A 14,414-nucleotide genomic window follows, 5' to 3' on the forward strand; every position below is an offset into this window, starting at 1 on the left:
AAATTATTTATTCCATTTTAATACTATTTTTCCAAAATTAGATATGTGATCTCTATTAAATGCTTCTTTTAAATCATCTAAAGAGTTAATCTCAATAGTATCGATTATAAGATTGCTTAAATATTTAAATAAATTAGGATTATCCTGTAATAAAGATATAACTTCTATAAAATCTTCCCTTCCACTTCTACTATTACCTATAATAGCCAATCCTTTTTCTAAAACTAATCTTGTATTAATTGGAATTTGATATTCGCTTACACCAAATAAAGAGATTACTCCTTGCGGATTTAAACAATTGATAATCTGGTCAATAGCTAATTGAGCAGCTTGTGAACCAACACATTCAAATGCATGATCTATTTTTAAATCATTTGGAACTTCATTGATTTTGAAAATTTTATCTGTAAAAGAGAATAAGTTTAAATTTTCTATATGTTTTCCAAATACATAAATTTCTGAGTTAGGATATAATGTCTTTAAAAGAAGAGCAGTGATATAACCTAAGCTCCCATCACCCCAAACACCTAATTTATCCTTTTTTGTAGCAGCTATTTTTTCAAATCTATTAATTCCATGAAAAGCTACAGATATTAACTCAATAAAAGAGGATACTTCAAAATCAAAATTTTCTGGAAGTTTAACAAGCCTATCATTTTTAATATTAATCAAATCCGCAGTGAATCCATCATAACCACTAGCTCTAAATTTACTGGATTCAAGATAGTTTTCAGAGATGTATTCATCAGATTCCACAGGAGTGTTTGGAATCATTACAACTTTATCTCCAACATCAAACTCTCCATTGTTATCATAGACAACCTCACCAATACCCTCATGGATTAATGCCATTGGAAGTTTTTCATCAAGAACATCAGATGGACGTTCCCCCTGATAATATCTTTGATCAGCTTTACAAATTGACAAAAAGGTAGGTCTTACAACAACATCCTTATTAACATCTATTTCGTCGTAAGCCTCTTCAAACAGTTTAGGAGAAATCAAACGATATACAATATTAATCATCTAATATCCACCTTTTAAAATAGTGTTAGCTAATTTTAAATCATAAGGATATGTAATTTTAATATTAGTTACATCTCCTTCAACTAAAAAAACATCTTCATTGTTTAATGTGAAAATTTTAGCAGCATCTGTTAAAGAATCAATTTCCTCTTTAGAAAGATTATTGTAAAGAGAATCCAATTTATTAATTCTAAAAGACTGAGGAGTTTGACCCTGATAATAATGGTCTCTTAAAGGAATAGATGAAATTGTATCTCCATCTACACTTTCAACAATGGTGTCAGTTGCAGGAATAACAGTATCACAAGCCCCATATTCACTAGCCATTTTAATATTATCTTCAATAATTCTATGAGATACAAAAGGGCGGACAGAATCATGAGTAACAATTATTGAATTATCATCAATAGAGAAATTACTTTTTATATAACTTATAGCATTTCTAATTGTATCATTTCTAGTTTCTCCACCTTCTAAAACTATTATCTTATCAGTTTCCCCTTCAATATTTTTAATTAAATCAATAGTGGAATTTATAAAATTATTAGGAGTTAAAACCAAAATCTTATCAAATTTAGAATTAATAATGAACTTTTCAATAGTGTGAATAAGAATAGGTTTATCACCTAAATTCAAAAATTGTTTAGGAACATCAGAATTACCCATTCTTGAACCAACACCACCTGCAAGAATAGCTGCAAAAATCATACTATAACACCTTTATTTATATTCAAATACTACAAAATAATGAGATTTACCTTCAGGAATATCTTCACCAATATCCTCATTTAAATAAGTGATTTTAAGACCTTGTTTAGCAAAAACCTCTTCAATATCTTCTGGAGAACATCTAATCTGGAATGGAGGACCATGTTTTACATCTTGTTTTTTATAGTCCATAATAGCGATTCTCCCACCATTAGGTTTAATAATTCTTTTAAGCTCACTGCAAGCTTCATCCATTTTTCTCATTGCATTAAATCCATGAAATACATTGACAAGCAATACAACATCTAAAACATTATCATCAACATCTATTTTGTCTGCAATATCAGATTGTACTGGAATAAGATTACCAACATTGTTTTCAGATTTGTATTTTTCCATATCTTCAACAGATGGTCCATAAACATCTAATGCATAAACAACACCATCAGGAAGCAAATCCAAAGCTTTAATAGCTACATGACCATCTCCACATCCTGCATCCATTAAAGTTTCATCTCCCTTAAGATTCAACTCCCTTAAAATCTCATCAACATCTAAAAAGTCTTCACTTGATCTTCCTTGAATCCTGTGGCCATTAGCTGGCAATAAACCAGTGCTATTTCCCTTTTCAGCCATAAGTATCACTAAATAATATATTACTTAAAAGAATTATTTAATAATATTGATGTTACAACTCTTCACTACATAAAAAAAGTTTTAATAAAAAGTGTAATAATTAAAAAAAAAGATTACCTGAAAAAATATCGCTTTGATAATAGTTAATATAAAAAATAGTTAAAAAATAAACAAAAAAGAGTTAGGAAAAAGGATTATTTTTTCCAAGTTTGTTTTACTCCTCTTCCTCTTTTACTACCTGGTTTGGTATAACTTCTTTTTTGTCTGGTTCTTTTATTAGTTCCTTTAACTTTTGCCATTATTATTCCTCATTTAATTTTGTTAATAAAATATAAAATCCCTATAATATAGAATTCCTTATAAGTTTGAAATAAATTTTTATAGTAAAAATAGAATTTCTATAACATAAAGATATATAATCCTGAAAGTATTTATATTTTTTGTTATGTAGTATATTCTGCATTGATTTTTACATAATCATAAGTTAAATCACAACCCCAAGCAGTTGCAGATTTATCTCCTGAATTTAAATCAACATTAACAATAATTTCTTCACCACACATAATCTCTTCAGCTATTTTAAGATTATCTGTTCCTTCAAATGCTAAAATTTCTCCTTCTTTTACCAAATCCACTGAATCCTCTTTATTACTTAAAGCAACAGAAATAATGTCCTGATTCATTTCAACATCTGCATAACCTACAGCACAAACAATCCTTCCCCAATTTGGATCTCCTCCAAATACAGCTGCCTTAAATAATGATGAAGAAATAATTGACTTAGCTGCCTTCTTAGCATCTTCAATAGAACTTGCCCCACAGACATTAGCTTCAATAAACTTAGATGCTCCTTCACCATCTCTAACCTGCTTTTGAGCAAGCATTTTGCAGATATAATTTAATCCTTCTTGGAAATTTTTATCTATTTCACCATTATTTACAACATCAACATTGGATGAGCCATTTGCCATTAAAAGAGCAGTGTCATTGGTACTTTCATCACCATCAACAACAATCATATTAAAACTATCTTCAACAGCTATTTTTAAAGCTTTTTTAATGGATGAACCATCAATAACTGCATCAGTTGCTAAAAAACATAACATAGTTCCCATATTTGGAGCTATCATACCAGTTCCTTTAGTTATTCCACCAATATGAACAATTTCATTATTATCTAAAGTAATTTCAACTGCAAACTCTTTAGGAACAGTATCAGTTGTCATGATAGCTTTAGCTGCATCAAGTGAATTTTCAGGATTATTATCTAAATTAGAAAGAGCATTATATGCCACATCTTCAATTATATCCATAGGCATTTTTCTTCCAATAACCCCAGTAGATGCAATAGCTATCTCTTCTTTAGGATAATTTAAATCTTTAGAAATTAAATTAACTAAATATTTACAGTCTTCAATTCCTTGTTGGCCTGTAAAACAATTTGCATTTCCACTATTAACAAAAACAGCAGATATTTTACCATTTTTAATAACTTCTTTTGTATATTTTACTGGAGCTGCAGAAACTTTATTTGTTGTAAATACTGCAGAAGCAACACTATTTGGACAATCAATAATAGCTACACCATATTTTCCATTACGTGATCCAGCAACTTTAACACCATTAACTGCACATAACCCTCCAGAAATATCTTTAATAACCATATAAAATCACCAAAAAAGATTAATTATTATATCACTTCAAATACTTAGAATTATCTATTTCAGAGTTATAAGTTGTTTCATTTTTAACATAAGAATCAGAAGTCATCTCTTCAGTTACATTAACTACAGTTGGTGTATTGTTAGTAACATTATCGGCAGATGCATCTTCATTAATAGCTATATCAATACCTACACCAACACCAATTCCAAATGCAATCAATGCAATAACCATAAATGTTATAATAATACCATCATTTTTTTCTGACAAATAAACAACCTTTTTCTAATTTAATCTAAAAAACATATAACTTAACTTAATTATAATAAAATCTATTATAAATTTATTCCTATGAAATAACTGCATAAATAAGAGCGAATATTATCGCAACAAAACTAAATTCACCAAGCCCAATAACAGATAAAATGTAAGCAATTAAGAATACAAAGAAGAATACAGTAAATAATTCTCCTTTACGATTTTCAATTGAATCTATTAATGTTCTGAAGAATTCTGTTGGAACATTATATGCATATAAACCATTAGCTAATTCAAAAACCACTAAAGACAAAGGAGATGCAGAATTAATAGAATCAACTAACTGTGCTCTTTCACCAGCTTCTCTTCTACTTCTTCCAACTCCAGCCCTGATTTTAGCACCATTATCAAGTGCAAACCAAGCAGCATCTAAACCAGCGCGAATAGCTAAATCTTTTGATGGGAATCTAGCTATAAAATCATCCCCACCTTCCCTATAACCTTCTAATTCACCTTCACACTCAGTTTCAATGAAATTTTTAATACTTGTCATTAATTCAACAAGTGTGTCTCTTCCATTTTTACTGATAAATTTAGTTGAATCAATTAAATCAATGAAAAGATAATTTTGATATTCAGTAGCACTAGATTTTCTAAGTTTAAATGGAGAATCAAATACTAATGCATATTCACCACCAAGTTTAGTGAAAGCTATTCCTGGAAATTTACCTACTTCATTAGTATAATCTATAGATCTTTCAATTGATGCAGCACCAGTCATTCCTACAGCAGATATAATGTCTACTCCCCTTTCAAGACCAATACCAATAATCTCAACACCAACTCTAATAGCATCATTTTTACTTGGCATCTTTGCAACTAATTCTGTTGAGCTCTTCTCTACTATTTCACCATGTTCATTTTCAATGATTTTTACAAATATATTGATTAAATTAGAGGGATGAGGAAGCTCTACATAGAAGTAACGATCACTACCCATAATAATGTTACTTACTAATGCATATTCTTCAATCTTATTTTCAGCTGCTTTAAGTTCATAGAAATTATAATCTTCAGGTATATTTTCTTCACCAATATCACGTAAAAGATTTTTTAAAATACTATCAGTAGTTATCTCTGCTTTTTCAATTTCTAAAAGTGCTGTTTGAGTATAATTGAATAATTCAACATATTCAGTTTCAACCGGATTTGTTGGAAAAAACTTTGTACCTACACTAATAGGATTAAGTTTAGTATATAACTTAATCAAATTATTAGTTAAGCCATTAGCCATCCCAGTTTCCTCCTTTTTCAAGATCTATTTCAAATTGACCTGGTTTTTCAAGCATAATATCTGGTTTAACAGAAACAAAAGGAAATTTCCAAGACCCTAATCTTCCTGCAATAGTACTAGCTATATTTCTAGAGTTTTTCTTAATAAAAACCTCATCATAACGACTTACACGAATAACAATATTAAATGGTGCATTTTCAGTTACTTCATCTGCAACCATAATATTCAATTCAAAAGTTCCTGGCCTTGTAAATAAATCATTACGAACAGCAACTAATGGTTTCTTTTCAAGTTTTAATCTGTCTGCTACAGTAACAGAAATGCTTCCAGCATTTTTAACTACCATTTTATAATCTTTAGGGTGAACTAATACAAAAATTACATAAGGTGCAGCTACTTCCACATCATCTACCATGTCAACAATTTTGTTAAACATTGGTATTTTAGTGAAAATCTTTTCAATTTTTGAACTTACCTCACTTTCATTATCAATACGTATAATAGACTGCTTAGCTATGTTTAATGGGGAAATTTCTAACCCTTCTTTACCTTCATAAACTTCCCATTTTTTAAAATTCAATTCTTTAATAATCTCATCAGAAATATGTTGTAAAATGTTTTTATCTCTTTTTGGTCTTTTAGTTTTTCCAATAGATAATCTACCATTTTCAATTACAAAGGGAAGTCTAATAGCATTAATATTAGTGAATTCATCAGCATAATCCCTAAATTTATCATTAGATAAAATTCTTGCATTTTCATTAGAAGCTAATTCTAATATAAAATGATCTGCATCCATTCCTGCTGGAGCTTCCTCTACATTATCACTTTCCAGCAATTTTTCATACTTCTCTTTATCATCTATTTCATGACGAAGTGATGCATCAGCAATAATTACAAATTCATCACCACTTTCCTCTAATGCCTTAACTGCAGCCAAAATATTAGACATTAAAGGTTTAGAATCTTCTTTTTTATTAGCATGAGCTACATTAGACGCATCGATAACAACTTTCATAAAAATCACCTAATAAACCTTTATGTGGCTAAAATAGTTAATTAAAGATTATATTAAATGTTATATATATTAGTTTAATCATATATTTAAATCTAATCAAAATATGAGAAAATTAGAAAAAATTAGAAAAAAAGAATTAAAATAATTAAAGAATGTTGCGTGGGTATTCACCCAACAATATTTTATCTCCAGCAACCCTATTAAGAACAACTTTAATAGATTCATCATCAATAAAATAAGTATTATATGAATTAGTGTCTTTACCTCTAAGCTTTTTAGAACAAAGAGAACCCGCATTAACAAATAATGTATTATTCATTTTCCATATATTAGGAACATGTTTATGTCCTGCTAAAACCATATCTACTTCATGGTTCACTAAAGTTTTAAGAATGTCTCCTGCATCAGATAAAACATTACGTTCACGACCAGTCTCTGGAATTGGAATTACATGATGATGAAGGGCAACAACAGAAAATCTTTCATTGACAACACAGTCATCCAATATATGATCCATCCATAATTGTTGAGGCCTTCCAATGTTTCCACTATCAACATCCGGAGTACTACTATCTAAACCAATAACAACAAAATCATCATCTTTTGTTAATTTCCAACTTCTTTCACCAATTAACTCTTCAAAAGTTTGATGACCCAAATTACGAGAGTCATGATTCCCAGGGACTGCAAATAAAGGTGATTCAAATCTACTTAAATAATCTTTAACAAGAAGATAATCACGATAATAACCTTGATCTGTTAAATCACCAGTTAAAACAATCATATCTGGTTGAAGATTATTGATTTCATCTACAGCCTGAAAGAAAACATCTTCATCAAACTCTGTGTGACTTACATGTAAATCTGAGATATGTGCAATGATAGTCATATTACCCTATTGATTTAATTTTAAAATAGCTTCAGCTAAATCCCCATTAGTATCAATTAATGCTTGTTCAGCTTCATCTTTAGAAACACCAGCTTGATTAGCTACCATTTCAATATCTTCATCAGGAATAATTAATTCTTCCTCAATTTCTACTTCTTGAGCTTTACCAGTTACTTGGTAAGTCTCCTGACCCATAACATTCATTAAACTAACTTCAGCATTAGGAATGATTAATTCTTTATCTTCTAAACGAATGATAACTTCTTTAACATTTTTAAGTTCTTTCATATCCATTCCCATTTTTTTCATTTGCCTTTGCATTTGTTTCATTTGTTTTGGATTCATTCCAGGTATCATAATTAAACTCCAATAATAATTTATTCATTAAGTTTTTTATTAATAATACTTATTAAATATTTAGTTTAATTATAAAAGAAGTAGAGTTTATAAAAAATATAAAAAATAAAAAAATAAGGTTAAAATTAATTTAACCTTGAACTGTTATTGTTTTTGAAATGGTGCAGCCATTAGCCACTGCAGTTACAATATATTCTCCCATAGAAAGATTAAGATTATCAAATACTGCGATACCTTCATCATTACTTATTGCTTCTGTGAAAACACCATTAATGTTAATAGTAACCCTTTGATTAGCTAATCTTTCACCAGTTTCGCTTAAAACAATAGCATTAATCTCATCAGAAGTATTATTGTAATCCATAATCTCCAAGGTAGGTAAAACAGTAATATTATTACTTACATGTAAACCATTGTAAGATATAGCTGTAACAATATAGTTACCAGGATTTAAATTAATATTCAAAGTAGCAAGCCCATTATCATCACTAACTCTAATATAAAATACACCATTAATATTAAAAGTAACAGCAGAATTAGCTAAAGCCTTACCCTCACCATCTAAAACAGAAACAACATACTGAGTACCATTTCTATAATATTTAACAATGTTTTCACCAGACATAGTAGGTAAAACAGTTATATTATTACCAATGCTTAAACCATTAGGAGCATATGTAGTAATAATATACTCACCAGGATTTAAGTTAATATTCAAAGTAGCAAATCCATTATCATCACTAACTCTAGTATAAAATACACCATTAATATTAAAAGTAACAGCAGAATTAGCTAAAGCCTTACCCTCACCATCTAAAACAGAAACAACAAATTGACTTCCATTTCTATAATATTTAACAAGATCCTCACTAGTTATAGTAGATAAAACGTTAACATTGAAAGTGTAAGTTTTGTTATCCACTGGACTGAAAACAGTCAATACATAATTTCCTGGATTTAAATTAATATTCATATTAATTATACCATTTTCATTACTTGTACGTTGATATGTAACTCCATTAACAGTAATATTAACAGTAACATTGCTTAAAGGAGTGCCATAATTATCTACAATTGTTGCACTAAATTGAGACTCGTTTTTATAGTATTTTTCTAAATCATCAGCAACAACAGAAGAAGTTACAGTATAAACTTTTATACATGCAGTAATATTCTCATCTTTTAAATCTATCCATTCTCCAGAAGTTTTATCATACAAAAATGAAACCCCCTCAGGAAGATAAGTATTGAAATATCCTGAAAATGGGAAATATTCTTTTGTTACTACAACTTCAAATACATCTCCTGTATTAATCTGGATTGGATTATCTAATTTAATAGTGTTAAAACCAGTAAAGGCACTTTCACCACTTTGTGTATGAATTAATTGATTATTTACATAAATATCAATAGTATAATTCTCATTGTTAAAGAAGTAAGTACCTACAGCACTAATAAGCTCATCTTTAATGGAAATAAACCTATTAGAATAAGATGTATTCATTGATTGAGCATTAGTAAATCCGCTAAAATCATATTGATAATTCCTATCATAAGTATCATTAGTAATTAGATATGCAACTGAAAATGCAGTAGCTAATGAAACATCATAATAGGAAATATAGAAATATCCATCTTCACCATAACTAGAACCCCAACTATTTCTTAATATAAATGCACCATCACCCGGTGGAGTAACAGCAAAATTATCTTTACTATAATTATCATCCCAGCCTACAATAGAAACATAATGATTACCCATAGGCTGATCATAATTATAATAAGAAGAAGTGTTAGCATTATAATAATTTGATTGTTCTTCAGCAGTTGTTGCTGCATAATAATATACAGTTACATAACCATATTTCATTATTGCTTCTTTAAGAGCATCATTATCAGTGAAATTATCTCTAACAGGAATGAAAACTGCATTTTGTACATGAACATTAAAGTAACTCATAAGATATGGTGAAATTTTTCCTAATTCATCATAACTATCATCTTCAGTAGGAAATGCACCCAACCATGCCAAGATATAAGCAGCCCCACTAATACCTGATCCTCCTTCACTTAACAATTTATTACCAAAAAGAGAATACATAATCATTGAATTCTGCATATTGTTTTCTGAAAAGTCATATTCGACACCAGTAGCTTTTAATAGAGCAGATTCAAATGCAGCCATTGAACCAAAAGCCCAACAAGCACCCATACTGCCCTGATTACGAATAGGTAATACAACACCATAATCACGTAAATCAAAACTATCTAAAGAAATATTTACTGGAACAGTACTATTAATAAGTTCTAATGTAATTCCCCTTCCATCAACTACCATATAATAAACTGTGTTATTTAAAGAAACAGTATCATTATTAAAATTATTATCTATAAGAGTCACATTATTATCAAAAACAGAATAAAAATTACTATTGTCTAAAAATGTTGAATTCATAATCAATGCATTAGAACTGTATGAATAAACAGAACCCCCATTAATTAAAGCAACATTATTCTCAAAATAAGTGTTATTAACTATAACATTACTATAATCCACATATAATGCAGCACCATTTCCAGATAATTCAGTGATTTCAGAAGTAGAATCTCCTAAAGCCACATTACCTATAAATTGAGAATCAATGATATTTAAATCATCAAAAGATGCATAAACAGCACCACCATTATATAATGCATAATTATCAATAAATTTTGTATTGGTAATATTAACCCCTGAACTTAGAGCCATTACAGCTCCACCAAATTCAGAATCACAATCTTCAAAGGAAGAATTAATTATATAAATTTGAGATGTACTTGAACTTCCAAATGTAGAACCATCCACATAAATAGCTCCTCCATTTTTAGAAGCAGATGAATTTTTAAAGTTAGAATTTACAACAATGGCATTACCTATTTTTACACCAATAGCACCCGCAGTTTTATTAGCATATAAGTTAGTAAAATTTGAGTTATAAACTGCTAAATTACCCTGAGTCATATAAATAGCACTTGAATAGTTAGAATTTATCCTATCAAAAACAGTATTGTTAACAACTAAATAACCTCCTGAAGAATAAATTTCAGCCCAGTGCACATTATTATTCATAAAAGTTGAATCACCAATATAAGTAACTCCTCCTTGTGAGTAAATACTTGATCCAGAAGATGTAGCGGAATTTCCTGTGAATGTGGAATTGACCACTTTTAGTTCACCAATATTTACAATTGCTCCACCCACACCAGGACCTGTATGAGCATTATTAGAATTACCATTTAACAGGGTTACATTATTTAAGGTTAGGGAACCTCCAACTATAACAAATAACCTAGCAGAGTTATCTCCATCGATAACCCCATTTGAAATAGATACTGATTTATTAATTCGAATACCATCAACTAAAGAAATATCTTCATCTCCAGTTGCATTCCACTTAACAGTAGACCCATTTAAGTCGATAACAACAGGAGTATCTGTTTCATGAATTTTATTACTGATATCTTTAAATTCATAGACCTCGATATCATCAATAGGTTCATTTGCAATATCATCTACAATAGCTGTACTATTATCAACATCTTCAGCAGAAACAGCAGCTATTGAAAAAAGAGATATAACAAAAAAGATTATAAAAGCTTTTTTAAAATCCATTTTTTCCTCAATCTCCTTGAGAGTTATAATAGAAAAAATTATTCTACATTGAATTATCTTCAATACAAAGTATAAGTAATTACCTAAAATAAAATAAAAATAATAATTATTAGAATAATATTTGATTAAAAATTATTAAACTGAATAAATAATAAAAAAAAGAAAAAAAAAGAAATTAATTAGTTGGAATATATCAAACCGGTCGCTCTAGAAGCAAATATTGTTATAAATGAATATATGATGAGTATGCTAATGATATATCCAATATAAGGAACAGCTGAAATAAACACACTAATTAAAATTAATATTACAGAAATAATAGCTAAAACTATCCACCATGCAATAAATGACCCAACACCTATTCTTTTAAAATCACCAATTATCTCAGAAAATGCAAAACCTTGAGAAAAGCTTCCAGTATTTGCTAATCTACACATAGCTATTGTAGAAAATAATGAAAAGATAATAAATAGGATTAAACTTATTATAAGAGTAATTCCAAGAGAACCAACAAAACCAAGAGCTAAATCAGAAGGTACAGTGGTAGCACCACCCATAGTTAAATTAATTATTTCAATAAAAGCTTCTGCAGCTCCAGTCACAATTAAAAGTGCAAAAAATACAATTACTGGAATAATTGAATAAACAATACTTAAAATAAGTACTTTAATACCATCAACAATATTCTCTACAATATCAAAATTTGGAAGCTGATCCTGACCATGAATTGTATCTCTAACAATTGCTAAACTATAACCACTAACAATAAGTCCTGCTACAAGAGCAATTATTGATGTGATTATTGAAGCTGCCCCCAAATCTATTCCAAAAGAAATTAAAACAGAAGATAATCCACCAAGAATAAGTAAAATACCTAAAACTAACCATTTTTCCATATTTCCAAAAGGAAATCTAAAAGCATTATTAAAAATTGAACTAATTGACATATTATCATCCAAACTTAATCAATATGCCTACTATAAACCTACCAATATTTAAATATACTTATAAAAAACAGCAAAATAATTATAAAAATAGTGGTATTAAACTGTGAATTATTAAAATTATAAAAAAAAGAGAAAAAGAAAAAGAGTAATTAAACTCTTTAAATAATGTTTAAACTTACATCATTGGAGGCATTCCGCCCATAGCAGATGGGTCCATACCATCAGGAGCATCACTACCACTAGATGCAATTACATCATCGATTCTTAAAATCATTTCAGCTGCTTCAGAAGCGGATTGAATAGCTTGTTTTTTGACACGTTTAGGTTCAATTACACCAGCATCTTTCATATCCATTACTTCACCAGTGAATACATTTAATCCCATGTAAGCGTTGTCTTCATGAGCTGCTCTTAAATCTACTAAAGAATCAATACTGTCTAAACCTGCATTTTCAGCTAAAGTTTTAGGAACAATTTCTAAAGCTTCTGCAAATGCAGTAACTGCTAATTGTTCTCTTCCACTGATAGATTCAGCATAATCTTTGAGTTTTTTAGCCATAGCGATTTCTGGAGCTCCTCCACCAGCTACAACTTGGTCATCTTCTACGGTAGCTGCTACAACACCAATTGCATCTTCAATTGCTCTTACAATTTCATCTACAATGTGTTTGGTACTTCCTCTTACAAATAAGGTTACAGCTTTTGCAGATTTACATTCTTCTACAAAGATCATGTCTTCGCCAGATACTTTTCTTTCTTCTACAATACCTGCTTCACCTAAATCGCTTGCTTCTAAGTCATCTAAGTTAGATACAACAGTAGCACCAGTTGCTCTAGCTAATTTTTCAATGTCAGATTTTTTGACTCTTCTTACAGCCATAATACCTGCTTTAGATAAGTAGTGTTGTGCTAAGTCATCGATACCTTTTTGAGCGAATAAAACATCAGCACCAGAATCAGCTATTTTGTTAACCATTTCTTTGACCATGTTTTCTTCTTGTTCAATGAAAGCTTGCATTTGAGCAGGATCAGTTATTCTAATTTCAGCATCAACTTCAGTTTCTTTTACTTCAAGAGGAGAGTTGACTAAAGCGATTTTAGCATCTTTTACTTCAGATGGCATACCTGGGTGTACTTTTTCTTTGTCTACAATTACACCTTCAACTAATGTTGAGTCTTCTACTACAGCACCATCTTTTTTCTCAATTTTAATGTGATCAATATCAACTTTACCGTCTTCAGCTACTTTTTGTACAGCATCAACGATTAATTCAGCTAAAGGTTCACGAGCTGCTTCAGTTCCTTTACCAGTCATAGCAGTCATAGCAACTTTGATTAAAGTGTTTTTATCTACAGAATCAATTGCGATTTCATCTAAAATTTCTTGTGCTTTTTCAGCTGCTTGTCTGTAACCCATAGCTACAATAGTAGGGTGGATATCTAAATCTAATAAAGATTCGGAATTTTTTAATAATTCACCAGCAATAATTACTGCAGTAGTAGTTCCGTCTCCAACTTCATCTTCTTGGGTTTTAGCTACTTCTACAAGCATTTTTGCTGCAGGATGTTCAATATCCATTTCTTTTAAGATAGTAACTCCATCGTTAGTTACTACAATATCACCAAGTCCGTCTACTAACATTTTGTCCATACCTTTAGGACCTAAAGTAGTTCTTACAGTTTCTGCAAGTACTTTACCTGCTAAGATGTTATTTCTTTGTGCATCTCTACCAAGTAATCTGTTGGTTCCTTCAGGTAAAACGAAAATAGGTTGTCCACCTTGTGCCATCTAATCACCTTGTTAATAATTTAATTTTTTTGAATAAAATAAATAAATGACCAATATCAAAAATAAATTAATAAACACATACATTCCTGTTTATTAACATCTAACTTATTGACATGTCATACAATACATAAATGAGTTTGAAGTTATATAAATAGTTTATGGTATATTTCTATACATT

At 29.6% G+C, this 14,414-nt stretch carries 12 protein-coding genes; all 12 read right to left on the reverse strand.

The genetic code is table 11. The annotated features are described in order from the left end of the window. Positions 1–3: 3 nt before the first annotated feature. The 12 genes from MBBWO_RS01560 to thsA all read right to left on the reverse strand — a co-directional run bounded on the left by MBBWO_RS01560 (position 4) and on the right by thsA (position 14,236). Positions 4–1,026 carry an alcohol dehydrogenase catalytic domain-containing protein gene (locus tag MBBWO_RS01560; protein ID WP_116669136.1) on the reverse strand — a complete coding sequence of 341 codons (1,023 nt, stop codon included), beginning with the start codon at positions 1,024–1,026 and terminating at the stop codon, positions 4–6. Beyond that, positions 1,027–1,734 (reverse strand): IspD/TarI family cytidylyltransferase, encoded by a 708-nt coding sequence (locus MBBWO_RS01565; protein ID WP_116669137.1) that lies wholly within the window; start codon positions 1,732–1,734, stop codon positions 1,027–1,029. A gap of 12 nt (positions 1,735–1,746) precedes the next feature. Then, positions 1,747–2,370 (reverse strand): class I SAM-dependent methyltransferase, encoded by a 624-nt coding sequence (locus MBBWO_RS01570; protein WP_116669138.1) that lies wholly within the window; start codon positions 2,368–2,370, stop codon positions 1,747–1,749. 443 nt (positions 2,371–2,813) lie between these two features. Next, positions 2,814–4,034 (reverse strand): bifunctional ornithine acetyltransferase/N-acetylglutamate synthase, encoded by a 1,221-nt coding sequence (gene argJ / locus MBBWO_RS01575; RefSeq protein ID WP_116669139.1) that lies wholly within the window; start codon positions 4,032–4,034, stop codon positions 2,814–2,816. A gap of 31 nt (positions 4,035–4,065) precedes the next feature. Beyond that, on the reverse strand, positions 4,066–4,302 hold the full coding sequence (locus MBBWO_RS01580) for a hypothetical protein (RefSeq protein ID WP_116669140.1): 237 nt from the start codon (positions 4,300–4,302) through the stop codon (positions 4,066–4,068). A gap of 79 nt (positions 4,303–4,381) precedes the next feature. Then, complete coding sequence (locus MBBWO_RS01585; RefSeq protein WP_116669141.1) at positions 4,382–5,584, reverse strand: hypothetical protein; 1,203 nt, start codon at positions 5,582–5,584, stop codon at positions 4,382–4,384. Further along, on the reverse strand, positions 5,577–6,602 hold the full coding sequence (locus MBBWO_RS01590) for an NYN domain-containing protein (RefSeq protein WP_116669142.1): 1,026 nt from the start codon (positions 6,600–6,602) through the stop codon (positions 5,577–5,579). Before MBBWO_RS01590 ends, MBBWO_RS01585 begins: the two co-directional genes overlap by 8 nt. Positions 6,603–6,747: 145 nt before the next feature. Beyond that, positions 6,748–7,491, reverse strand: coding sequence for a metallophosphoesterase family protein (locus tag MBBWO_RS01595; RefSeq protein WP_116669143.1), 744 nt, complete (start codon positions 7,489–7,491; stop codon positions 6,748–6,750). 6 nt (positions 7,492–7,497) lie between these two features. Further along, positions 7,498–7,848, reverse strand: coding sequence for a nascent polypeptide-associated complex protein (locus MBBWO_RS01600; RefSeq protein ID WP_116669144.1), 351 nt, complete (start codon positions 7,846–7,848; stop codon positions 7,498–7,500). A gap of 130 nt (positions 7,849–7,978) precedes the next feature. Continuing rightward, positions 7,979–11,500, reverse strand: a complete 3,522-nt coding sequence (locus tag MBBWO_RS01605; protein ID WP_116669145.1) for a C1 family peptidase — start codon at positions 11,498–11,500, stop codon at positions 7,979–7,981. A 179-nt stretch (positions 11,501–11,679) separates the two neighbouring features. Beyond that, positions 11,680–12,447, reverse strand: a complete 768-nt coding sequence (locus MBBWO_RS01610) for a DUF4013 domain-containing protein (RefSeq protein ID WP_116669146.1) — start codon at positions 12,445–12,447, stop codon at positions 11,680–11,682. A gap of 175 nt (positions 12,448–12,622) precedes the next feature. Further along, a complete protein-coding gene (gene thsA / locus MBBWO_RS01615) occupies positions 12,623–14,236 on the reverse strand; it encodes a thermosome subunit alpha (protein WP_116669147.1) in 1,614 nt (537 codons plus the stop codon). Between the last annotated feature and the right edge of the window lie 178 nt (positions 14,237–14,414).

This window comes from Methanobrevibacter woesei, assembly GCF_003111605.1.
Classification (GTDB): Archaea; Methanobacteriota; Methanobacteria; order Methanobacteriales; family Methanobacteriaceae; genus Methanocatella; species Methanocatella woesei.